We start from the raw sequence: 20,205 nt of genomic DNA on the forward strand, positions 1-20,205 counted from the left end.
TACGCGGCTTGCAGGGTTTTCGAGTTGCCCCCGGATTTTGTGGAAGGGCTTGTGGATAACATGCGTAAAGCTTGCCGCAGGCCTTCTATACCGGGGCTTTCACAGCTTTGATCGTTTTTTGTACAGTGATGCGAATTGCTTGCTGCCGAACGCGGCCGCGGGCATGCTGCAACCCCTGTGATCAGCCTCATCAAGGAGACCCGCATGACCTCTACCGTATTCATCACTGGCGCAACTTCCGGCTTCGGCGAAGCCTGCGCCCGTCGTTTTGCGCAAGCCGGTTGGTCGCTGGTGCTGACCGGTCGCCGTCAGGAGCGCCTGGAAGCGCTGTGTGCCGAGCTGTCGCAACAAACCGAAGTGCACGGCCTGGTACTCGACGTGCGTGACCGCAAGGCCATGGAAGAAGCCATCAACAACCTGCCACCGTCGTTCGCCAAGCTGCGCGGGCTGATCAACAATGCAGGCCTGGCCCTGGGCGCCGACCCGGCGCCCAAGTGCGACCTGGACGACTGGGAAACCATGGTCGACACCAATATCAAGGGCCTGATGTACAGCACCCGCCTGCTGCTGCCGCGGCTGATCGCCCACGGCCGTGGCGCGACCATCCTCAACGTCGGCTCGGTAGCCGGCAATTACCCCTATCCGGGTAGCCATGTGTATGGCGGCACCAAGGCATTCGTCGGGCAGTTCTCGCTGAGCCTGCGCTGCGACCTGCAGGGCACGGGCGTGCGGGTCAGCAACATCGAGCCTGGCCTGTGCGAGAGCGAGTTCTCGCTGGTGCGTTTCGCTGGCGACCAGGCGCGTTACGATGCCACCTATGCCGGCGCTGAGGCGATCCAGCCGCAGGATATCGCCGAGACCATCTTCTGGATCATGAACCAGCCAGCGCACATCAACATCAACAGCCTTGAGCTGATGCCGGTGAGCCAGGCGTGGGCAGGGTTCTCGATCGATCGTTCAGCCAAGGCCTGACCCGCGACAGCGTCAAACCTGACGCTGCAGTCCTTCCAGGCAAGTCGCCAGGTGGTAAGGCGTAGTCGACGGCATATCGGCGCGGCTGACCTTGCCACTGGCATCGCGGCACTCATGCCAGCCACCGTCATGCAGGAAGTTCTGCTGCAACGCCTTGAGCTGGGCCAGCACCGTGGCGGCGCTGGCCGGGCGCAAGGTCAGGGCGCGCAGGTATTCGGCCTGGGCCCAGATGCGCTGGGTGGCGTCGCGCACCTGGCCCTCGGCGCTGAGCATGGCCAGCACGGAGCTGTCCTTCACACCGCACTGTTCGGCATAGGCAAATGCGCGGCTGAGCGAGGCATGCAGCTCGCTACCGCGTAGCAGCGGTGAAGACTCCAGCAAGTAGAACCATTCGAACTGGTGACCGGGTTCGAACCAGTTATCCACAGCCCCGCGTGGTTTCTCCAGCATCACCCCGTGTACGGGGTCGATGAAGTGTGTCTGCATCGCCGCAGCCAGGCTTTGCAGGGCTTGTTCGACAGCCTCGTCGTCACGCACCGAGAGGGTGGCGAGGAAGGCTTCGGCCAGATGCATCAGCGGGTTCTGCAGCGGGCCGCTGGCCAGGTCCGACCAGTCTTCGCCAAGGCTCGCCTCGTACAGGCCGTCATCACGGGCGAACTGCTCGGTTACCACTTCCAGCGCGGCATTGAGGGCCGATTCGACCAGTGGCTCATGCACCTTGCCCCAGTAATGCGCGCAGGCAAAGACGATGAAGGCATGGGTGTAGAGGTCTTTGCGCCGGTCCAGCGGCTTGCCCTGGGCGTCGATGCTGTAGAACCAGCCGCCGTGCTCGGCATCATGGAAATGCCGCTGCAACGAGCGAAACAGCGCGGCGGCGCGCTCGCTGGCGCCGGGTTGCTCGATGCGGCTGCTGAACAGGTACAGCTGGCGCGCGCAGGCCATGGCCCGGTAGCGTTGCACCGGCAAGGGTTGCTGCTGCGGGTCGAGGGCTTCGAAGGGCAGGGCCATCTCTGCATTCCAGCCCGGGCCTTGCCACAGCGGCACGATGCGCTGGTCAAAGTGCGCCTGGACCTCGGCGAGCAGGGCGGGCAGTTCAGGCTGGGCAGTATGAAGGTCGGGCATGGAAAATTTCGTCGCGGTCGGTGCGTTTGCGCGCAATGGTAGCAGGAAAAGGCGCTGACTTTGCCGGCCTCATCGCGGGCTAGGAGCGGGCTTGCCCCGCGATGAGGCCAGTACAGCCAGCACAGCAGACTGCCTACAGCGCACTGAGCCCCTGCCAGTGCTTGGCACCGACAAAGATGAAACGCAGCTGCTGGGTGATCTTCTCCTGGGCGCTGATCGGTTCACCGGCGTTGTCGCTTGGCTCGTCGATCAGCTCCGGCAGGGTGGCGAACACGGTTTTCACCACCAGGTCAGCCATCACCGCCAGGGCCGCGGCGTCCAGATGCTGCCAGCGCGGCATGCGCGCAAGGTCGGTGGCCAGGTCCGAGCTGATGCCCTGGCGCAGGGTACCGATGGCTTGGCGCACCGGTTGCGAACCGCCATATTGCTCGCGGGCGAGAAACAGGAACTGGGCACGGTTGGCCGCCACCACATCGAGAAAGATCCGCACCGAGGCGTCGGTGATGCCGCCCAGCTCGAATTCGTTCTGGCGCACCAGGCGGATGGTCTGGCGGAAGGTTTCGCCCACTTCATTGACCAGGGCCAGGCCCAGTTGGTCCATGTCGGTAAAGTGCCGGTAAAAACCGGTAGGGACGATGCCTGCGGTTTTTGCCACTTCGCGCAGGCTGATGCTGCCGAAGCCTCGACCGCTCTCCATCAGGTGGCGGGCGGCATCCAGCAGGGCGTGGCGGGTCTGTTGCTTTTGTTCGGCGCGCGGCAGCATGGCAAGTATCGGCAGGCAGTGAAACAGCCCTGCACTCTAATAGCCTGGCGCCAGAAAAACAAAGCCCGGTCAATGGACCGGGCTGGGAGGGGAGCTGCTACAGCGCTGGTGTGTCTTGTTGTCTGGCATAGGCTTCAGCTCGCGCGTTGGTTTTCGATCAGGCGATCAGAGCCACCTTCTGCGACCTCCAAGCGTGCTTTCAGACGGTCAGAACCACCTTCGGCTACTTTGTAATACTGTTTCAGGCGATCAGCACCACCCTCGGCGACTTTGACCCTGTCGTTCAGGCGATCAGCACCGCCTTCGGCAACGCGGTTGTTACGTTCCAGCAGGCGATCGGAGCCACCTTCGGCAACGCGGTTGTTACGGTCGATCAGGCGATCGGAACCACCTTCGGCCAGCGGGTTCAGCGGTTGCGAAATGACCGTCGAGCTCGAACGCGCTTCAGCGGTCAGCGCCTGGTCGGCGGCAGGTACGGCAAAGGCGTTGGCGGCCAGGATGGACAGGGACAGGCTCAGCAGTAATTGGCGTTTCATGATTCGGTGCTCCTCGGCGGGGCTGGAAAGTGGGTACGGAGCCAATGCTACGCCGGGAAACGCCAGATAAAAGTTCATAAAGATAATGGTAACAATCAACGCAATTGATGCTTCGCGCCAGCCGCTCTAGAACGTGGTTTGTGGCGCCATGAGCAACTGCGGCGGGGCCGTTACCGAGGTCGGCGAACACGCTAACAATCGACAAAAGTTGAGAAAAAGGTCAGAAAAAACCTGGTTATCATGGCCAATCGATTAAACCCCTCGGCGTTTCATCAGTCCGAACAGATAAGTGCCCTCAACGCGCCCGCTTTTTGCCATGCAGTCATCAGGAGAATCGTGCAATGACGCGCCCCGCCAAAATCATCACCTGGACCCTCGCCAGCCTGCTGCTGGTGCTGGCGGTGCTGGTAATCGTCATCGCTACCTTCGACTGGAACCGGGTCAAGCCCACCCTTAATGCCAAGGTGTCCGAAGCGCTACACCGGCCCTTCGCCATCAACGGCAACCTGGCGGTGCGCTGGCAGCGCGAGCCGGAGCAGGTTGGTTGGCGCGCCTGGCTGCCATGGCCGCACTTCATCGCCGAAGACCTGACCCTGGGCAACCCCGACTGGCTCAAAGAGCCGCAGATGGTCGGCATAAAGCGCGTCGAGTTCCGCCTGGCGCCGCTGCCGCTGCTGCTGCAGCAGATCGTCATTGCGCGCATCGACCTCAACCAGCCGACCGCCAGCCTCAAGCGTCTGGCCGATGGTCGCGCCAACTGGACCTTCGACTTCGGCCCCAAGGATGAGCAGGCAGAGCCGTCGAAGTGGGTGCTGGACATCGGCGCCATCGGCTTTGACAAGGGCCAGGTCAGCCTCGATGACCAGACCCTGAAGACCCGGCTGGACGTGCTCATCGACCCGCTGGGCAAGCCGATCCCTTTCAGCGACATCGTCGGCAAGGCTTCGGCACAAAAGGCCGGTGCCGCCCAGGACTACGCCTTCGGCCTCAAACTCAAGGGTCGCTACAAAGGCCAGGCATTGGCCGGTACCGGCAAGATCGGCGGCTTGCTGGCCCTGCAGGACGCCTCGCAACCGTTCCCGCTGCAGGCCGACATGGCCATTGGCGATACCCGCATCGCCGTGGCTGGCACCCTCACCGACCCCCGCAACCTCGGTGCCCTCGACCTGCGCCTGCGGCTGTCGGGCGCAAGCCTCGCTAACCTGTATCCGCTGACCGGCGTGACCCTGCCCGATTCGCCGCCTTACGCCACCGACGGTCATCTGACCGCCAAGCTGCATGAACCCGCTGGCGCGGTGTTTCGCTATGAAGGCTTCAACGGCAAGATCGGCGACAGCGATATCCATGGCGACCTGGCGTTCGTCTCCAGCCAGCCAAGGCCGAAGCTGACCGGCAAGCTGGTTTCCAACCAGTTGCTGTTCAAAGACCTCGCACCGCTGATCGGCGCCGACTCCAATGCCCAGCAGAAAGCTCGCGGCGGTGCCAGCAAGCAACCGGCAGGCAAGGTCTTGCCGGTCGAGGAGTTTCGTACCGAACGCTGGCGGACCATGGACGCCGACGTGACCTTCAGCGGCAAGCGCATCGTGCACAGTGCCGAGCTGCCGTTCACTGACCTGTCCAGCCACTTCGTCCTCGATGACGGTGTGCTGCGCCTGGAGCCGCTGCGCTTTGGCATCGCCGGCGGCAAACTCGACGCCCAGGTACGCCTCGATGGCCGTAGCGTGCCGTTGCAGGGCAGGGCGCAATTGAGTGCGCGCAACTTCAAGCTCAAGCAACTGTTCCCGACCTTCGAGCCGATGAAGACCAGCTTCGGCGAGCTCAATGGCGACGCCGACATCAGTGGGCGCGGCAACTCGGTCGCAGCCTTGCTGGCCACCGCCAATGGCGACCTGAAGATGCTCATCAATGACGGTGCGATCAGTCGCGGACTGATGGAAATCGCCGGGCTCAACGTCGGCAACTACGTGGTCGGCAAGCTGTTTGGCGACAAGGAAGTGAAGATCAACTGCGCGGCAGCCGATTTCGGCATCAAGGACGGTTTGGCCACGACCCGGGTGTTCGTCTTCGATACCGAGAACGCGATCATCTACATCGATGGCACGGCCAACTTTGCCAGCGAGCAACTGGACCTGAAGATCAACCCCGAATCCAAGGGCGTGCGCCTGTTCTCGTTGCGCTCGCCGCTGTATGTGCGCGGGCCGTTTGCCAAGCCCAGTGCCGGCGTGCAGGCGCTGCCGCTGGCGCTGCGGGGCGCGGGGATGGTGGCGTTGGGCGTGGTTGCCGGCCCGGCAGCCGGCTTGCTGGCGTTGATTGCGCCGAGTGGTGATGTGCCCAACCAGTGCACGCCATTGCTGGAGCAGATGAAGGCTGGCAAGGCGCCGCGGGCGGTGAAGGCGGGTTGAGGGGAAGCAATCGCGGGTCAAGTCGAGCCGTCGCACCGCCGCTCCCACAATGGAACTGAGTGCACCAGACCTGTGGGAGCGGGCTTGACCCGCGATAAGGTCTACAGACCTTGCAGCAAATCCGCCATGTCGTCGGCGTGCTCTTCTTCCTGGGCCAGGATATCTTCGAAGATGCGCCGGGTGGTCGGGTCGCTTTCGCCAATGTACTGGATGATCTCGCGGTAGCTATCGATGGCGATCCGCTCGGCGATCAGGTCTTCCAGGACCATTTCCTTGAGGTTGTTGCCAGCGACGTACTGGGCATGGGAGTTCTTGCTCAGGTTGTCGGGGTTCAGGTCCGGCTCGCCGCCCAGCTGGACAATGCGCTCGGCCAGCTTGTCGGCATGCTGCAGCTCCTGGGTGGCATGTTCGAGGAATTCGTCGGCGGCGACACTGGCCTTGATCCCGCTGGCCATGTAGTAGTGGCGCTTGTAGCGCAGGGCGCAGACCCACTCGGTGGCCAGCGACTCGTTGAGCAGGCGCAGGATTTTCTCCCGGTCGGCGCTGTAACCCTCGGTCACCGCGCCCTGCTCGACATGCTGGCGGGCGCGTTCGCGCAAGGTTTTAACATCGGTCAGTTCAACGTTGCTCATCATCATCTCCAGGCTGAAAACGGATCGATCTTCACGCTCTGTCGGCGCGCTGGTTACTTAAGCTGTGAGTCCCCGGCACGCGGAAAAGTTTTATAGCTTGGCCTTGGCCTTGTCGACGGCATCGTCGTCGACCTGGCGTTGTTCGCAGGTCTTGAAGCCCTTGGCGTCGACATGGCCGGTGGCGTCGAAGCGCACGTAGTAGGCCTGCTGCTTGCCGTCACGGTTGAGGATGTAGTTGTTGCAGGTACCGCCATGGGGCAGGTCGATCACCGTCGAGGGGCTGCCGCCAATGGCAATCACCCGCTGCATGGTCATGCCGTTCTCGACCTGCTTGACCAGCGGTTCCTCGTGGTAGGTGACGTAGTCCACCGGGTTCTCCGGCCGGCTGCCACAGGCGGCCAGGGTGGCGGTGGTCAGCAGAATGGCCAGGGTATGCTTGTACATGGTTGAGCTCCTTGCTGAGGGTCTATTGGCTTGGAACCCCAGCGAGCGGCGGGAGTTCGATTGCGATTGCCATCGAATTGCCTGTAGGGTTGGCCGAGTGTCCACGGAACGGGGAATGCAGCCATGGCCCAAGGGCTCGCCACGCGTTATCCACTGCTGCTGGTGCCGGGCATGCTCGGGTTTGTCCGCTTGCTGCTGTATCCCTACTGGTTCGGGATCGTTTCGGCGTTGCGCCGGGGCGGTGCCCAGGTGTTTGCCGTGCAGGTCTCGCCGCTGAACTCCTGCGAAGTGCGCGGCGAGCAGTTGCTGCTGATCATCGCCGATATCCGCCAGCGTACCGGCGCCGACAAGGTCAACCTGCTCGGCCACAGCCAGGGCGCCCTGACCGCGCGTTATGCGGCGGCCAAACGGCCGGAATGGGTGGCCTCGGTCACCTCGATTGCCGGGCCCAATCACGGCTCGGAGCTGGCCGATCACCTGCATGACTATTACCCCGCCCACTCTGCCCGCGGCCGTGTGCTCAAGGCTTTGCTGCACGGCTTGGCGGTATTGATGGGTTGGCTGGAAACCGGCTGGCGCGGACCGAAACTGCCGATCGACGTGCACGCCTCGCACCAGTCGCTCACCAGTGCCGGCGTGGCGCGCTTCAACCAGGCGTATCCACAGGGCCTGCCGACGACCTGGGGCGGCGAGGGCCCGGCCGAGGTCAATGGTGTGCGTTACTACTCCTGGTCCGGCACCTTGCAGCCGGGCCTGACCGATCGCGGTCTCAACCGCCTGGATGGCAGCAACCGCTTCTGCCGCCTGTTCGCCCGCACCTTCGTACGGGAAAAGGGCCAGTGCGACGGCATGGTCGGGCGCTTCAGTTCGCACCTGGGCCAGGTGATCGGCGATGACTATCCGCTTGATCACCTGGACATCGTCAACCAGTCGCTAGGGGCGGTAGGCAAGGGCGCGGAGCCGGTGCGGCTGTTCACCGAGCATGCCGCCAGGCTCAAGGCTGCGGGGCTGTAGCGCGGCGGTGCAGGGGTGTTTTCCAGCGTTCGGCGAGGATCACCCCGACCAGGGTCAACACCCCGCCGACCAGGTGATAGAGCGCCAGTTGCTCGCCCAGCACCATGGCGGCGATCACTGCCGTGACTGCCGGCAGCAGGTTGAAGAACAGCGTCGTGCGGCTCGGGCCGAGGCGGCTGACCGCCTGCATCCAGGCCAGCGGCGCGATCATCGAGGCCAGTACGCAGGCATAGATCACCAGGCCGATATTGCCAGCGCCCAGGCCGGTCTTCGGTGAAAACACGAACAGCGGAAACAGCACGATGATCGCCACCAGCACCTGCAGGTACAGCAGTTGCAGCGGCGCGATGCGCAGTTGCCACTTTTTCAGCAGGGTGCTGTACACCGCATAGGCCAGGGTGGCAATCAGCATCAGCGCATCGCCACTGTTTACGCCGTGTTGCACCAACGCCGCCAGATCACCGGCCGAGACCACCACCAGCACACCGACGAACGACACCACGGCGCCAATCAGCGCGCCGATGGTCAGCCGCTGGCCGAGGCTGATGATCGCCAGGGCCAGGGACATCAACGGCATCAGCGAGAGGATGATGCCCATGTTGGTGGCGCTGGTGATGGCGGCGGCGAAGTAGGCCAGGCTCTGGTACACCGCCATGCCGAGCACGCCGAGGATGAAGATCTTGCCCAGGTTCGGGCCGATGGCTGCCCAGTTGCGCAACACCGGCCGCAGCAGGAAGGGGGTGAACAGCAGGCCGGCCAGCAGCCAGCGATAGAAACCGATCTCGGCCGGGAAGATCGCCCCGGCGGACATCTTGGTGACCACGGTATTGCCGGCCCAGATGAAGATTGCCAGCAACGGAAACGCGTAATTCATGAAACGGGAACTCTTGAGGATACAGGCGGCAATTATCCACTTGTCTGTCCCGTTGCTTATACTTGTATCCAGACAACTTGCGCATAGATCCAGACAGCATGCCGATAAAGTACCTGAACATCCCGCAACTCGAGACCTTGCCGGCCCCGGTGTACTTTCGCTATGACGAATTCGGCGCCGACACCCACAGCGCCGCCCACCGGCACGCCTGGGGCCAGCTCAACTATGCGGCCCACGGCATCATGCACCTGGAGATCGCCGGCCAGCGCTTCATCTCGCCGCCGCACTATGCGGTGTGGGTGCCGCCCGATACCGAGCACAGCTGCTACAACCCCCAGGCCATTGTCTATCGCTCGGTGTACCTGGATCGCGAGGTGTGCAAAGGGCTGCCAGGCGAGCCTTGCACCTTGGTGATCAGCGACATACTCAAAGCCATACTCGGCGATTTTGCCGCCCGTGACGTCAAGGTGCCTGAAGATGAAACCGACCAGCGCCTGGCCCAGGTGCTGGTTGACCAACTGCGCCGCGCCCCGGCCCAGACCTGTTACCTGCCCTACGCCCGCAGCGCCGGTTTGGCTGAGGTGTTGCAGGCGCTGCACGCCGAGCCTGGCGACAATCGCCCGCTCGGCCATTGGGCGGCCAGCGTGCATGTCAGTGAACGCACCCTGGCCCGGCAGTTCATTCGCGAGCTGGGCATGAGCTTTGGCGAATGGCGCCTGCGCCTGCGCTTTTTGCGTGCCATCGAGGCCCTGGAGCAGAACCTGCCGACCCAGCAGATTGCCTTCGACCTGGGCTACAGCAGCGCCTCGGCATTTATCGCCATGTTCCAGCGCCAGGCCCATTGCACCCCGGAGCAGTACCGGCGGCAGGCTCGCGCTGGAGGTTTGTAAGAATATTTGTCTACACTTCGGCCAAGGCTGCGCGTGGTGCGCAGCGACCAGGAGAAAACGCCATGAAGATGGTGCGTGTGCCGTTGCTGTTGCTCGGTTTGCTGATGTGTTCCCAAGGATTTGCCGCCACGGCGCAACAGGAGAAAATGAAAACCTGTAACGCCGATGCCACCACCAAGGCGCTCAAGGGCGACGAGCGCAAGGCGTTCATGAGCACCTGCCTGAAAGCCAAGCCTGCGACCCAGCAGGACAAAATGAAAACCTGCAACGCCGACGCCACCACCAAAGCGCTCAAGGGTGATGAGCGCAAGGCGTACATGAGCGACTGCCTGAAGAAAAAGTAACCTGCGTCAGTTGGCGTAAGTCACCGACTCCAGCCGGTCCAGGCCCTGGCCGATAAACAGCGAGAACGGCCGGCCGGCGTGGTCGGCCAGCTCCCGGCAGTCACTCTGGAGCATGCTGATGCGCTGGTCGGTGCCTGAGTAGAGGTTAACGCTCTGCTTGCCCAGCGAGCCGATTTCGAAGGCCATCTCGAACGGGCCGTACGGATTGCGCTGCAGCGTCCGTTCGGCTTGCCAGGCCTTGATCTGGCCATTACGGATTCGTTCCTTCAGGACCGGGTCCTTGAAGTCGAACTGTGCAGGCACCGTGGCATAACGCATCTGACCGTACTCGATGACCACCTGCGCACGTTCCGACGGGCCTTCCTCGAGCTGCACGATCGACCTGAGCTTGAATGGCCCGCGCGAAACTTCGGCCAGCACGTGGCAGGTGATGATGCTCGACACTTCGCTTTTTTTCTCGGCGGCCTGGATGCTGTCCATGAGGGTGGCGGTGGAAAGCGCTTCGATACGGCTGCCAAGCTTGATCTCGAGGGTGACCGGGCCCTTGATCTTTTCCAGCGCCTCGCGCCAGACCTGGTACTGGGGCTCCAGTGACTGCGGTTCAAGGGTGACGTCGACTTCCCAGGACGTGGCCGCTCGGGCCCGGGGGATTTCGTCGAACAACTCGCGCAGGGCCTGACGCTTACCGGCATCGAGCGAGCGCGAGACGCTGATGAGCAAGTCCTGGCGGTGGTCATTGTCGAGTTCGACCTCGATGTCCTTCGGGTCGATACCCAGTTTCAGGATGGCCTGGTACAGGTCATCGCCGTACTGCTGTTTGAGGTCGCCATAGTAGGCGCTGACCGGCTGGGCGAAATGCAGGGTGGCGAAATCTTCCGAACAGCCGCCAAGCAGCAACAGGGGAAGCAGGACAAGCAGTTTGCGCATGGTTTTGAACTCTGTGCCTTGAAGGTGGGAAGGCACAGAGGGATTCCTGTTTCGCCTGCCTGCGAATGCGCCAGCGCGGCGCCGCCATTCCATTGGGGGCGGCAATCATAGAAACATCAGGGCGGCATTACCAGCCGCAACGCCGCTGCGTGCCACTATGCCTGCCGGGCGAAGGCTGGCAGACTGCCGGTTTTCCATGCCGTCGCCTTTCGAGGTTGTATGACCTTTACTCAGCGCCAGATCACCCTGGCCAGTTGGATCATCGTCTTCACCGGCCTGTTGCTGGTGTTGCCGCTCAAGTTGCTGCCAAGCCTGTTGGCCGGGCTGCTGGTGTTCGAACTGGTCAACATGCTCACGCCCAAGCTGCAGCACCTGATTGCCGGGCAACGGGCGCGCTGGCTGGCGGTCGCGCTGCTCGGCACCCTGGTGGTCAGCACCCTGACCTTGCTGTTTGCCGGCGCCATCAGTTTTTTGCTGCACGAGGCTGAAAACCCCGGGGCATCGCTGGACAAGTTCATGCTCCTGGTCGACCAGGCGCGCGGGCAACTGCCGCCGTTCATCGACGCCTACCTGCCGGCCAGTGCCTCGGAGTTCAAGGTGGCCATCGGCGAATGGCTCAAGACCCACCTGGGCGAATTGCAACTGGTGGGCAAGGGCGCGGCGCACATGTTCGTCACCTTGCTGATCGGCATGATCCTCGGCGCCATCGTCGCCTTGCAGCGCATTCCCGACATTTCCAAGCGCAAGCCCCTGGCGGCGGCGCTGTTCAACCGCCTGGCGCTTTTGGTGCAGGCGTTTCGCAACATCGTCTTTGCGCAGATCAAGATTTCCCTGCTCAACACCTTCTTCACCGGCATCTTCCTCGCCGTGGTGCTGCCGCTGTTCGGTGTGCACCTGCCGCTGACCAAGACCTTGATCGTGCTGACCTTCCTGCTCGGCCTGCTGCCGGTGATCGGCAACCTGATGTCCAACACCCTGATCACCATCGTCGGCCTGTCGTTGTCGATCTGGGTGGCGATGGCGGCGCTGGGTTATCTGATCGTTATCCACAAGGTCGAGTACTTCCTCAACGCGCGGATCGTTGGCGGGCAGATCAGTGCCAAGTCGTGGGAGTTGCTGCTGGCGATGCTGGTGTGCGAGGCGGCGTTCGGGCTGCCGGGGGTGGTGGCCGGGCCGATTTACTACGCCTACCTGAAGAGTGAGTTGCGCCAGCAAGAGCTGGTGTGAATTTTATCGCGGGGCAAGTCGGTGCGACGCCTCGACTTGCCCGCGATGCTGTCAGCCGTACCGCTTGCGCGCCTCGATCGCCAAGCCGCTGCCAATGCTGCCAAAGATGTTGCCTTCGACATGCCGGGCATTGGGCAGCATCGCCGCCACGCTCTGGCGCAGCGCCGGAATGCCGCTGGAGCCGCCGGTGAAGAACACCGTATCGACCTGCGCCACACCCACGCCGGCCTTGGCCAGCAGCTCGCTGACACTGCCGCGCACGCGCTCGAGCAGATTGTCGATCGACTCTTCGAACAGCGCCCGGGTCAGATCGACGCTGAGCCCCGGCTGCACCCGCTTGAGGTCGACCAGGCGGCGGTCGTTGTGGGTCAGTTCGATCTTGGTCTCTTCCACTTCCATCGCCAGCCAGTGCCCGGCGCGCTGTTCGATCAGCTTGAACAGGCGGTCGATGCCGTCGGTGTCTTCGATGTCGTAGCGCATGCTGCCCAGGGCCAGCTGGGATTTTTGCGAGTACACCGAGTTGATGGTGTGCCAGGTGGCCAGGTTCATGTGGTGGCTGGTGGGCATGAAGGCGCCGCTTTTCATCCGGCTGCCGTAGCCGAACAGCGGCATCACGCCCTGCAGGCTCAGCTGCTTGTCGAAGTCGGTACCGCCGATGTGCACGCCGCCGGTGGCGAGGATGTCCTGCTGGCGGTCGTCGAGCATGTGCCGCTCCGGGGCCAGGCGTACCAGGGAGAAGTCCGAGGTACCACCGCCGATGTCGACGATCAGCACCAGCTCTTCGCCCTGGATGCTCGACTCGTAGTCGAATGCGGCGGCAATCGGTTCGTACTGGAACGAGACGTCCTTGAAGCCGATTTTCTTCGCCACTTCTGCCAGGGTGTCCTCGGCTTCCTGGTCGGCGGCCTGGTCGTCATCGACGAAATGCACCGGGCGGCCCAGCACTACCTCGTCGAAGGCGCGGCCGGCATTGGCCTCGGCGCGCTTTTTCAGCTCGCCGATGAACATGCCCAGCAGGTCCTTGAACGGCAGCGCGGTGCCCAGCACGCTGGTGTCGTGCTTGATCAGCTTGGAACCCAGCAGGCTCTTGAGCGAGCGCATCAGGCGGCCTTCATAGCCTTCGAGGTATTCGTGCAGGGCCAGGCGGCCGTACACCGGGCGGCGCTCCTCGATGTTGAAGAACACCACCGACGGCAGGGTGATCTTGCCGTCTTCCAGGGCGATCAACGACTCCACGCCCGGGCGGTGCCAGCCGACGGTGGAGTTGGAGGTGCCGAAGTCGATGCCGCAGGCACGGGCCGGGGATGCTTGACTCATGGATTGTACTTCCGGGGAAAAACGGCCGCGCAGTTTATGCCAGCTGGCAGCAGAATCAAGACCGATTATCTGCTTTGCGGCAAACCCATGGGCACCTTGAAAGGCTATGCTTGACCCCAATCTACACAAGCATTCGATTAACCCATGGTGATTCCTTAGATGGACTTCAAAGACTATTACAAGATTCTTGGCGTTGAGCCCACTGCGGATGACAAGGCGATCAAGACCGCCTACCGCAAGCTTGCGCGCAAGTATCACCCCGACGTCAGCAAAGAGCGTGACGCCGAGGAGAAATTCAAGGAGGCCAACGAGGCCTATGAAGCCCTGAGCAGCCCGGAAAAACGCGCCGAGTACGACGAGCTGCGCAAGTACGGCCAGCATGGCCGGCCGTTCCAGGGCCCGCCGGGCTGGCAAAGCCGTGGTTCGGCAGGTGCCGAGGGCTTCGGCGACGGTGGCGATTTTTCCGATTTCTTCAGCTCGATCTTCGGTTCGCGCGGTGGCAACGGCAATCCTTTTGGCCGCGGCCAGCAACGCAGTGCCGGACGGCGGGGGCAGGACGTGGAAATGGAACTGGCGATTTTCCTTGAGGAAACCCTGTCCAGCGAATCCAAGCAGATCAGCTTCCAGGTGCCGCAGCACAACGCCAGCGGCCAGCGCACCGGCTTCACCACCAAGACCTTGAACGTGAAGATCCCGGCCGGCGTCAGTGACGGCGAGAAGATCCGCCTCAAGGGCCAGGGTGCCCCGGGCGTTGGTGGCGGCGCCAATGGCGACCTGTTCCTGACCATTCGCATGGCACCGCACCCGCTGTTCGATGTCGAAGGTCATGACCTGATCATCACCGTGCCGCTGGCACCGTGGGAAGCCGCATTGGGCACTAAGGTCGAGATGCCGACCCTGACCGGCAAGGTCAACCTGACCATCCGTCCGGACAGCCAGAACGGCCAGCGCCTGCGGATCAAGGGCATGGGCCTGAGCAACAAGCAGGGCCAGCGTGGCGACCTGTATGCGCAATTGAAGGTGGTGATGCCGAGCCAGTCCGATGCCGCTGCCCGTGAGCTGTGGAGCAAGTTGTCGGAAAAGGCCGCGTTCAACCCGAGGACACAATGGAGTAGCTGATCATGAGCAGTACCCTGATCGTTCAACTGGACATGCAGACCCTCTGTCAGGAAGCCGATCTGCCGGCGGCCTACGTGATCGAAATCGTCGAACACGGCATTGTCGAGCCTTCCGGGCGAACGCCGGAAGACTGGCTGTTTGACGATCAGGCGCCGGTGCTGGCCAAGCGCGCGGCCAAACTGCATCACGATTTGCAACTGGAGTGGGAAGGGGTGGCGCTGGCGCTGGAACTGCTGGAGGAAGTGCAGCAGCTGCGTAGCGAGAACAGCATGCTCAGGCAGCGCCTGGGGCGGTTTGTGCAGGGCTGATCGCGGGGCGCTTCTACAGGATCACACAATCTCTGTGGGAGCGGGCTTGCCCCGCGATGAGTCCCTAAAGCAATTTGTAGTACAACGCCGTCGCCCGATAAACCCCATCCGGGCCACAGGCGTAATCCGGAATCTCGCCGGCCTTGCTGTAGCCCAGCGATCGATAAAAAAACTCGGCCCCGGAGCCGGCCTCGGTATCCAGGTAAAGCATGCCGCGCTGCTTTTGCCGCGCCGTCAGTTCCAGCGCCTGGATCAGTTGCTGACCGAGGCCGCGACGCCGCGCGGCACTGTGCACCAGCAGCTTTTGCACCTCTGCGCGGTTCAAGCCGTTGGGTTTCAGGCACAGCCCTAACTGCACACTGCCGAGCACTTCCTTGTCCTTGCCCACCACCCACAGCAACAGCTCGCCGCTGACCAGGCGCTGGCGCACCTCTTCGAAGTAGTGCTCGGCCTGCTGCGCATCGATATCCGCCAGAAACCCCACCGAAGCGCCGTGTTGCACGGCATCGAGCAGCAACGCCACCAGGCCGTCGCGGTAATAGGCAAAGCTTTCATGGGTCACACGGTTGAGCTGCGCAGCATTCACAGGCGTCACTCCATTGTCGGCGGCGGGGCATCGGGGTTGAGGATCAACTGCATGAAGGTCAGGTCCAGCCAGCGACCAAACTTCACCCCGACCTGGGGCATCTGCCCGTTGAGGGTGAAGCCCAGGCGCTGGTGCAGGCGAATCGAGGCGCTGTTGCCGCTTTCGATGGCGGCGACCATCACGTGCTTGTTGCAGGCGCGGGCCCGTTCGATCAGCGCTTGCATCAGCCTGGGGCCCAGGCCGTTGCCGCGCTGGTCGCTGCGGATGTACACCGAGTGCTCGACGGTATGGCGAAAGCCTTCGAACGGCCGCCAGTCGCCAAACGAAGCATAGCCCAGTACCTGCTCGCCAGCATCGACCGCCACCAGGATCGGGTAGCCCTGGGCCTGGCGGGCGTCGAACCAGGCCTGGCGGTTGGCGAGGTCGACCGCTTGCTCGTTCCAGATCGCCGTGGTGTTGAGCACGGCATCGTTGTAGATCTCGCGAATGCCCGGCAGGTCGGCAGGCACAGCATCGCGCAGCAGGTAGGTCATGGCAGGGTCTCGAACAGGGGCACTGTGATCGGCTCAGGTTAAATGGTTACCAGGCCGCGCACACCCTCGGCTTGCATATTTTCGCCACGCCCGGCCTGGATGATTTCGCCGCGTGACATCACCAGGTACTGGTCGGCAAGCTCGGCGGCAAAGTCGTAGAACTGCTCGACCAGCAGGATCGCCATGTCGCCACGGGCAGCCAGCTTGGCGATCACCGCGCCGATCTCCTTGATCACTGAAGGCTGGATGCCCTCGGTGGGTTCGTCGAGGATCAGCAGCCGCGGCTGGCTGGCCAGGGCACGGCCGATGGCCAGTTGTTGTTGCTGGCCGCCGGAGAGGTCGCCGCCACGGCGCTGCTTCATCTGCTCCAGTACCGGGAACAGCTCGTAGATGAACGCCGGCACGCTCTTGGCCTGGCCGGCGCCGAAGCGCGACAGGCCCATCAGCAGGTTCTCCTCGACCGTCAGGCGCGGGAAGATCTCCCGGCCCTGGGGCACGTAGGCGATCCCGGCGTGCACCCGCTGGTGCGGCTTGAGCGTAGTGATTGCCTGGCCTTCCCAGTGCACGCTGCCTTCACGGGTGGGCAGCAGGCCCATCAGGCAGCGCAGCAGGGTGGTCTTGCCGACGCCGTTGCGCCCGAGCAGGCAGGTGACCTCGCCAACTTTGGCCTCGAACGACAAGCCACGCAGGATGTGGCTGCCGCCGTAGTATTGGTGCAGGGAATCGATTTTCAGCATGTTGTCGTCCTGTGTTGGCCTCATCGTCCGAGATAAACCTCGATTACCCGGTCATCCGCCTGTACCTGCTCCAGCGAGCCTTCGGCCAGCACACTGCCCTGGTGCAGCACGGTGACGTGGTCGGCGATGCTGCCGACAAAGCCCATGTCGTGCTCGACCACCATCAGCGAATGCTTGCCGGCCAGGCGCTTGAACAGTTCGGCGGTGAACTCGGTTTCAGCATCGGTCATGCCCGCCACCGGCTCATCGAGCAGCAGCAATTGCGGGTCTTGCATGAGCAGCATGCCGATCTCGAGGAACTGCTTCTGGCCATGGGAGAGCAACCCGGCCTGGCGCTGGGCCGAGCCGCTCAGGCGAATGGTCTGCAGGATCTCGTCGATACGGTCGCGCTGCTCGCCGCTCAAGCGCGCAACCAGGCTGGCCAGCACCGACTTGTCGGCCTTCTGCGCCAGCTCCAGGTTCTCGAACACGCTCAGCGCCTCGAACACTGTCGGCTTCTGGAACTTGCGGCCGATCCCGGCCTGGGCGATCTGCACTTCGCTCATGCGCGTCAGGTCCAGGGTGTCGCCGAACCAGGCCTTGCCGCTGGTGGGGCGGGTCTTGCCGGTGATCACGTCCATCAGCGTGGTCTTGCCAGCGCCGTTGGGGCCGATGATGCAGCGCAGTTCACCGACGCCGATGTACAGGTTGAGGCTGTTGAGCGCCTTGAAGCCGTCAAAGCTGACGTTGATGTCTTCCAGGGTCAGCACCGTGCCGTGACGCACGTCCAGGCCTTCGCCGCGGCGCTGGCCAAGGCCGATGGCATCGCGGCCGCTGCCGGCGTCGAGGATCGGTTCAAGCATGAATTCCGGGTGCACCGGCGCTAACGGGATGGCTCTCATTGTTCGCCCCTTTTCTTCAGCAGACCGACCACGCCCCGTGGCAGGTACAGGGTCACCAGGATGAACAGTGCACCCAGGCAGAACAGCCAGTACTCGGGAAAGGCCACGGTGAACCAGCTTTTCATGCCGTTGACCAGCCCGGCGCCCAGCAGCGGCCCGATCAGCGTGCCGCGCCCGCCGAGGGCCACCCACACCGCAGCTTCGATGGAGTTGGTCGGCGACATTTCGCTGGGGTTGATGATGCCTACTTGCGGCACGTACAGGGCCCCGGCCAGGCCGCACAGCACCGCACTCAAGACCCAGACGAACAGCTTGAAACCACGCGGATCGTAGCCGCAGAACATCAGCCGGTTCTCGGCATCGCGCAGCGCGGTCAATACCCGGCCGAACTTGCTCCGGGCCAGGCGCCAGCCCAGGTACAGGCTGGCCACCAGCAAGGCGACGGTAAGCAGGAACAATACTGCGCGGGTGCTTTGCGCAGTGATTTCAAAGCCGAGGATGCTGCGAAAGTTGGTGAAGCCGTTGTTGCCGCCAAAGCCGGTTTCGTTGCGAAAGAACAGCAGCATGCCGGCGAAGGTCAGGGCCTGGGTCATGATCGAGAAGTACACGCCCTTGATCCGCGAGCGGAAGGCGAAAAAGCCGAACACCAGCGCCAGCAACCCCGGCGCCAGCACCACCAGGCACAGGGCCCAGGCAAAGTGCTGGGTGCCGGCCCAGTACCAGGGCAGCTCGCTCCACGACAGGAAGGTCATGAACGCCGGCAAGCCATCCCCGGCCGCTTCGCGCATCAGGTACATGCCCATGGCATAGCCGCCGAGGGCGAAGAACAGGCCATGGCCCAGCGACAGCAGCCCGGCGTAGCCCCAGACCAGGTCCAGGGCCAGGGCGACGATGGCGTAGCAGAGGATCTTGCCGACCAGGGTCAGGGTGTAGGCCGAGACCTGCAGGCTGTGCCCGGCGGGCAGCAGCGACAACACGGGCAGGGCCAGCAGCACCAGCAGCACAGCGGCGCCGATGGCCAGGGTCCAGCGCGGGCCGGCCTTCTGGCTGGCGGTTACAAGCAGAGGCTGGTTCATCAGTCGATTACCCGTCCCTTGAGCGCGAAGAGGCCTTGCGGGCGTTTCTGGATGAACAGAATGATCAGCGCAAGGATGAGGATCTTGCCGAGCACCGCACCGATCTGCGGCTCCAGCAGCTTGTTGGCGATGCCCAGGCCGAAGGCTGCCCAGAGGCTGCCGGCCAACTGGCCGACGCCGCCGAGCACCACCACCAGGAACGAGTCGATGATGTAGCTCTGGCCCAGGTCCGGACCGACGTTGCCGATCTGGCTCAGGGCCACGCCGCCGAGCCCGGCGATCCCCGAGCCGAGACCAAAGGCGAGCATGTCCACCCGCCCGGTGGGCACCCCGCAGCAGGCGGCCATGTTGCGGTTCTGGGTGACCGCGCGCACGTTCAGGCCCAGGCGCGTGCGGTTGAGCAGCAACCAGGTCAGCAGCACCACGAACAGGGCGAAGGCGATGATCACCAGGCGGCTGTAGGGCAGCACCAGGTTAGGCAGCACCTGAAGGCCACCGGAAAGCCAGGCCGGGTTGGCCACTTCGACGTTCTGCGCGCCGAACAGCAGGCGGATGGCCTGGATCAGGATCAGGCTGATGCCCCAGGTCGCCAGCAGGGTTTCCAGCGGCCGCCCGTACAGGTGGCGGATCACCGTGCGCTCCAGCAGCATGCCGACCCCGGCGCTGACAGCGAAGGCCACCGGCAGGGCGATCAGCGGGTAGAACTCGATGGCTCCGGGGGCGTAGCGCTGCACCAGTATCTGCACCACGTAAGTGGCGTAGGCGCCGAGCATGAGCATCTCGCCGTGGGCCATGTTGATCACCCCGAGCAGGCCGAAGGTGATCGCCAGGCCCAAGGCCGCGAGCAGCAGAATCGAGCCTAGCGACAGGCCGCTGAAGGCTTGGCCGAGCAACTCGCCGAACAACAGCTTGCGCTTGACCTGGGCCAGGCTGGTTTCGGCCGCGGTGCGCACCCCGGCGTTGTTTTCGACACCAGGTGTGAGCAAGGCCTCCAGGCGCGTGCGGGCCATGGGATCGCCGGTTTCGCCGAGCAGGCGCACCGCGGCCAGGCGTACCGCCGGGTCGCTGTCGACCAGTTGCAGGTTGGCCAGGGCCAGGCCGAGGGCGGCATGCACGGCGGCGTCTGCTTCGCTGGCGAAGCGCCGGTCGAGGAAGGCGACCTGGGCCGGCTGCGCACTTTTTTGCAGTTGCTGGGCAGCCGCCAGGCGCACTGTGCTATCTGCGCTGAGCAACTGATGGCTGGCCAGGGCGTTATCCACAAGCCCGCGCAGGCGGTTGTTCAGGCGCAGCTTGCGGGTGTCGCCGGCGGCGATGCGGCCTTGTTGCAGGGCGCTTAGCAGCTCAAGACGGGCCGGGTCCGGTTGCGCCGCCCAGTCCTGGAGCAGGCGCGCCTGCTCATTGGCCTTGGCGGCGATGAAGTAGTCTGCGTCGCTGGCCTGGGCAGTCAGGGGCAACAGCAGGAGGCTGAGGAAAAGGCACAGGAGGGCCTTGGACATGACGG

22 protein-coding genes are annotated in these 20,205 nt (G+C 63.6%); 8 read left to right on the forward strand and 14 right to left on the reverse strand.

The window, feature by feature from the left end:
* The first annotated feature begins 204 nt into the window (after nucleotides 1–204).
* Nucleotides 205–972 carry an SDR family oxidoreductase gene (locus LOY37_RS02610; protein WP_195885562.1) on the forward strand — a complete coding sequence of 256 codons (768 nt, stop codon included), beginning with the start codon at nucleotides 205–207 and terminating at the stop codon, nucleotides 970–972.
* 12 nt (nucleotides 973–984) lie between these two features.
* On the opposite strand, the gene LOY37_RS02615 is transcribed toward LOY37_RS02610, so the two are convergent.
* The 3 genes from LOY37_RS02615 to LOY37_RS02625 form a co-directional block, all read right to left on the reverse strand.
* The gene (locus tag LOY37_RS02615; protein WP_258716246.1) at nucleotides 985–2,094 is read right to left on the reverse strand and encodes an AGE family epimerase/isomerase; all 1,110 of its coding nucleotides are present in this window, start codon (nucleotides 2,092–2,094) and stop codon (nucleotides 985–987) included.
* A gap of 133 nt (nucleotides 2,095–2,227) precedes the next feature.
* Nucleotides 2,228–2,857 carry a TetR family transcriptional regulator gene (locus LOY37_RS02620; protein ID WP_045196907.1) on the reverse strand — a complete coding sequence of 210 codons (630 nt, stop codon included), beginning with the start codon at nucleotides 2,855–2,857 and terminating at the stop codon, nucleotides 2,228–2,230.
* A gap of 134 nt (nucleotides 2,858–2,991) precedes the next feature.
* A complete protein-coding gene (locus LOY37_RS02625; RefSeq protein WP_258716247.1) occupies nucleotides 2,992–3,393 on the reverse strand; it encodes a hypothetical protein in 402 nt (133 codons plus the stop codon).
* A 341-nt stretch (nucleotides 3,394–3,734) separates the two neighbouring features.
* Between LOY37_RS02625 and LOY37_RS02630 the strand changes: the two genes are divergently transcribed.
* Nucleotides 3,735–5,795 carry an AsmA family protein gene (locus LOY37_RS02630; protein WP_258716248.1) on the forward strand — a complete coding sequence of 687 codons (2,061 nt, stop codon included), beginning with the start codon at nucleotides 3,735–3,737 and terminating at the stop codon, nucleotides 5,793–5,795.
* Between the two features lie 101 nt (nucleotides 5,796–5,896).
* On the opposite strand, the gene LOY37_RS02635 is transcribed toward LOY37_RS02630, so the two are convergent.
* Both LOY37_RS02635 and osmE read right to left on the reverse strand, forming a co-directional pair.
* Nucleotides 5,897–6,427 carry a bacterioferritin gene (locus LOY37_RS02635; RefSeq protein WP_045196913.1) on the reverse strand — a complete coding sequence of 177 codons (531 nt, stop codon included), beginning with the start codon at nucleotides 6,425–6,427 and terminating at the stop codon, nucleotides 5,897–5,899.
* Between the two features lie 90 nt (nucleotides 6,428–6,517).
* The gene (gene osmE / locus LOY37_RS02640; RefSeq protein ID WP_045196915.1) at nucleotides 6,518–6,871 is read right to left on the reverse strand and encodes an osmotically-inducible lipoprotein OsmE; all 354 of its coding nucleotides are present in this window, start codon (nucleotides 6,869–6,871) and stop codon (nucleotides 6,518–6,520) included.
* Between the two features lie 123 nt (nucleotides 6,872–6,994).
* On the opposite strand from osmE, the gene LOY37_RS02645 reads away from it, so the two are divergent.
* Nucleotides 6,995–7,885 (forward strand): triacylglycerol lipase, encoded by an 891-nt coding sequence (locus tag LOY37_RS02645; RefSeq protein ID WP_258609136.1) that lies wholly within the window; start codon nucleotides 6,995–6,997, stop codon nucleotides 7,883–7,885.
* Here the strand turns inward: LOY37_RS02645 and LOY37_RS02650 are convergent.
* Nucleotides 7,866–8,759, reverse strand: coding sequence for a DMT family transporter (locus tag LOY37_RS02650; RefSeq protein WP_195885568.1), 894 nt, complete (start codon nucleotides 8,757–8,759; stop codon nucleotides 7,866–7,868). The two genes, LOY37_RS02645 and LOY37_RS02650, sit on opposite strands and share 20 nt — an antisense overlap.
* A gap of 98 nt (nucleotides 8,760–8,857) precedes the next feature.
* Between LOY37_RS02650 and LOY37_RS02655 the strand changes: the two genes are divergently transcribed.
* Together LOY37_RS02655 and LOY37_RS02660 are read left to right on the forward strand one after the other, a co-directional pair.
* Nucleotides 8,858–9,649, forward strand: coding sequence for a helix-turn-helix transcriptional regulator (locus LOY37_RS02655; RefSeq protein WP_258716249.1), 792 nt, complete (start codon nucleotides 8,858–8,860; stop codon nucleotides 9,647–9,649).
* A gap of 62 nt (nucleotides 9,650–9,711) precedes the next feature.
* Nucleotides 9,712–9,993, forward strand: a complete 282-nt coding sequence (locus tag LOY37_RS02660; RefSeq protein WP_045196923.1) for a PsiF family protein — start codon at nucleotides 9,712–9,714, stop codon at nucleotides 9,991–9,993.
* 6 nt (nucleotides 9,994–9,999) lie between these two features.
* Here the strand turns inward: LOY37_RS02660 and LOY37_RS02665 are convergent, their stop codons facing one another.
* Complete coding sequence (locus LOY37_RS02665; RefSeq protein WP_143013252.1) at nucleotides 10,000–10,920, reverse strand: hypothetical protein; 921 nt, start codon at nucleotides 10,918–10,920, stop codon at nucleotides 10,000–10,002.
* A gap of 219 nt (nucleotides 10,921–11,139) precedes the next feature.
* Here LOY37_RS02665 and LOY37_RS02670 point away from each other — a divergent pair, with 219 nt between their 5' ends.
* Nucleotides 11,140–12,147: an AI-2E family transporter gene (locus tag LOY37_RS02670; protein WP_045196927.1), complete on the forward strand. Its 1,008-nt coding sequence runs from the start codon at nucleotides 11,140–11,142 to the stop codon at nucleotides 12,145–12,147.
* 51 nt (nucleotides 12,148–12,198) lie between these two features.
* On the opposite strand, the gene LOY37_RS02675 is transcribed toward LOY37_RS02670, so the two are convergent.
* A complete protein-coding gene (locus LOY37_RS02675; protein ID WP_195885570.1) occupies nucleotides 12,199–13,464 on the reverse strand; it encodes an Hsp70 family protein in 1,266 nt (421 codons plus the stop codon).
* A 159-nt stretch (nucleotides 13,465–13,623) separates the two neighbouring features.
* Between LOY37_RS02675 and cbpA the strand changes: the two genes are divergently transcribed.
* The gene (gene cbpA / locus LOY37_RS02680) at nucleotides 13,624–14,583 is read left to right on the forward strand and encodes a curved DNA-binding protein (RefSeq protein WP_045196930.1); all 960 of its coding nucleotides are present in this window, start codon (nucleotides 13,624–13,626) and stop codon (nucleotides 14,581–14,583) included.
* Nucleotides 14,584–14,585: 2 nt separating this feature from the next.
* On the forward strand, nucleotides 14,586–14,891 hold the full coding sequence (locus LOY37_RS02685; protein WP_045196932.1) for a chaperone modulator CbpM: 306 nt from the start codon (nucleotides 14,586–14,588) through the stop codon (nucleotides 14,889–14,891).
* Nucleotides 14,892–14,955: 64 nt separating this feature from the next.
* On the opposite strand, the gene LOY37_RS02690 is transcribed toward LOY37_RS02685, so the two are convergent.
* From LOY37_RS02690 to urtB, 6 genes are read right to left on the reverse strand one after another with little or no spacing between them, the layout of a single operon-like run.
* Nucleotides 14,956–15,477 (reverse strand): GNAT family N-acetyltransferase, encoded by a 522-nt coding sequence (locus LOY37_RS02690; protein WP_258716250.1) that lies wholly within the window; start codon nucleotides 15,475–15,477, stop codon nucleotides 14,956–14,958.
* 5 nt (nucleotides 15,478–15,482) lie between these two features.
* Nucleotides 15,483–16,010, reverse strand: a complete 528-nt coding sequence (locus LOY37_RS02695) for a GNAT family N-acetyltransferase (protein ID WP_258609148.1) — start codon at nucleotides 16,008–16,010, stop codon at nucleotides 15,483–15,485.
* A 38-nt stretch (nucleotides 16,011–16,048) separates the two neighbouring features.
* Nucleotides 16,049–16,747 (reverse strand): urea ABC transporter ATP-binding subunit UrtE, encoded by a 699-nt coding sequence (gene urtE / locus LOY37_RS02700; RefSeq protein WP_093376637.1) that lies wholly within the window; start codon nucleotides 16,745–16,747, stop codon nucleotides 16,049–16,051.
* Nucleotides 16,748–16,767: 20 nt separating this feature from the next.
* Entirely contained in the window at nucleotides 16,768–17,628 is an 861-nt protein-coding gene (urtD, locus tag LOY37_RS02705; RefSeq protein WP_371128632.1) for an urea ABC transporter ATP-binding protein UrtD, read from the reverse strand.
* A complete protein-coding gene (gene urtC / locus LOY37_RS02710; protein ID WP_258716251.1) occupies nucleotides 17,625–18,704 on the reverse strand; it encodes an urea ABC transporter permease subunit UrtC in 1,080 nt (359 codons plus the stop codon). The genes urtD and urtC overlap by 4 nt, the downstream gene beginning before the upstream one ends.
* Nucleotides 18,704–20,200 (reverse strand): urea ABC transporter permease subunit UrtB, encoded by a 1,497-nt coding sequence (urtB, locus tag LOY37_RS02715; protein WP_093376623.1) that lies wholly within the window; start codon nucleotides 20,198–20,200, stop codon nucleotides 18,704–18,706. The genes urtC and urtB overlap by 1 nt, the downstream gene beginning before the upstream one ends.
* Between the last annotated feature and the right edge of the window lie 5 nt (nucleotides 20,201–20,205).

Source organism: Pseudomonas sp. B21-012 (genome assembly GCF_024749305.1).
Taxonomy (GTDB): domain Bacteria; phylum Pseudomonadota; class Gammaproteobacteria; order Pseudomonadales; family Pseudomonadaceae; genus Aquipseudomonas.

What these genes read in the sequence shown, in the direction of transcription:
- LOY37_RS02610 (WP_195885562.1), top strand. Translation starts at nt 205, where the DNA reads ATGACCTCTACCGTATTCATCACTGGCGCAACTTCCGGCTTCGGCGAA.
- LOY37_RS02615 (WP_258716246.1), bottom strand. Translation starts at nt 2,094, where the DNA reads ATGCCCGACCTTCATACTGCCCAGCCTGAACTGCCCGCCCTGCTCGCC.
- LOY37_RS02620 (WP_045196907.1), bottom strand. Translation starts at nt 2,857, where the DNA reads ATGCTGCCGCGCGCCGAACAAAAGCAACAGACCCGCCACGCCCTGCTG.
- LOY37_RS02625 (WP_258716247.1), bottom strand. Translation starts at nt 3,393, where the DNA reads ATGAAACGCCAATTACTGCTGAGCCTGTCCCTGTCCATCCTGGCCGCC.
- LOY37_RS02630 (WP_258716248.1), top strand. Translation starts at nt 3,735, where the DNA reads ATGACGCGCCCCGCCAAAATCATCACCTGGACCCTCGCCAGCCTGCTG.
- LOY37_RS02635 (WP_045196913.1), bottom strand. Translation starts at nt 6,427, where the DNA reads ATGAGCAACGTTGAACTGACCGATGTTAAAACCTTGCGCGAACGCGCC.
- osmE (WP_045196915.1), bottom strand. Translation starts at nt 6,871, where the DNA reads ATGTACAAGCATACCCTGGCCATTCTGCTGACCACCGCCACCCTGGCC.
- LOY37_RS02645 (WP_258609136.1), top strand. Translation starts at nt 6,995, where the DNA reads ATGGCCCAAGGGCTCGCCACGCGTTATCCACTGCTGCTGGTGCCGGGC.
- LOY37_RS02650 (WP_195885568.1), bottom strand. Translation starts at nt 8,759, where the DNA reads ATGAATTACGCGTTTCCGTTGCTGGCAATCTTCATCTGGGCCGGCAAT.
- LOY37_RS02655 (WP_258716249.1), top strand. Translation starts at nt 8,858, where the DNA reads ATGCCGATAAAGTACCTGAACATCCCGCAACTCGAGACCTTGCCGGCC.
- LOY37_RS02660 (WP_045196923.1), top strand. Translation starts at nt 9,712, where the DNA reads ATGAAGATGGTGCGTGTGCCGTTGCTGTTGCTCGGTTTGCTGATGTGT.
- LOY37_RS02665 (WP_143013252.1), bottom strand. Translation starts at nt 10,920, where the DNA reads ATGCGCAAACTGCTTGTCCTGCTTCCCCTGTTGCTGCTTGGCGGCTGT.
- LOY37_RS02670 (WP_045196927.1), top strand. Translation starts at nt 11,140, where the DNA reads ATGACCTTTACTCAGCGCCAGATCACCCTGGCCAGTTGGATCATCGTC.
- LOY37_RS02675 (WP_195885570.1), bottom strand. Translation starts at nt 13,464, where the DNA reads ATGAGTCAAGCATCCCCGGCCCGTGCCTGCGGCATCGACTTCGGCACC.
- cbpA (WP_045196930.1), top strand. Translation starts at nt 13,624, where the DNA reads ATGGACTTCAAAGACTATTACAAGATTCTTGGCGTTGAGCCCACTGCG.
- LOY37_RS02685 (WP_045196932.1), top strand. Translation starts at nt 14,586, where the DNA reads ATGAGCAGTACCCTGATCGTTCAACTGGACATGCAGACCCTCTGTCAG.
- LOY37_RS02695 (WP_258609148.1), bottom strand. Translation starts at nt 16,010, where the DNA reads ATGACCTACCTGCTGCGCGATGCTGTGCCTGCCGACCTGCCGGGCATT.
- urtE (WP_093376637.1), bottom strand. Translation starts at nt 16,747, where the DNA reads ATGCTGAAAATCGATTCCCTGCACCAATACTACGGCGGCAGCCACATC.
- urtD (WP_371128632.1), bottom strand. Translation starts at nt 17,628, where the DNA reads ATGAGAGCCATCCCGTTAGCGCCGGTGCACCCGGAATTCATGCTTGAA.
- urtC (WP_258716251.1), bottom strand. Translation starts at nt 18,704, where the DNA reads ATGAACCAGCCTCTGCTTGTAACCGCCAGCCAGAAGGCCGGCCCGCGC.
- urtB (WP_093376623.1), bottom strand. Translation starts at nt 20,200, where the DNA reads ATGTCCAAGGCCCTCCTGTGCCTTTTCCTCAGCCTCCTGCTGTTGCCC.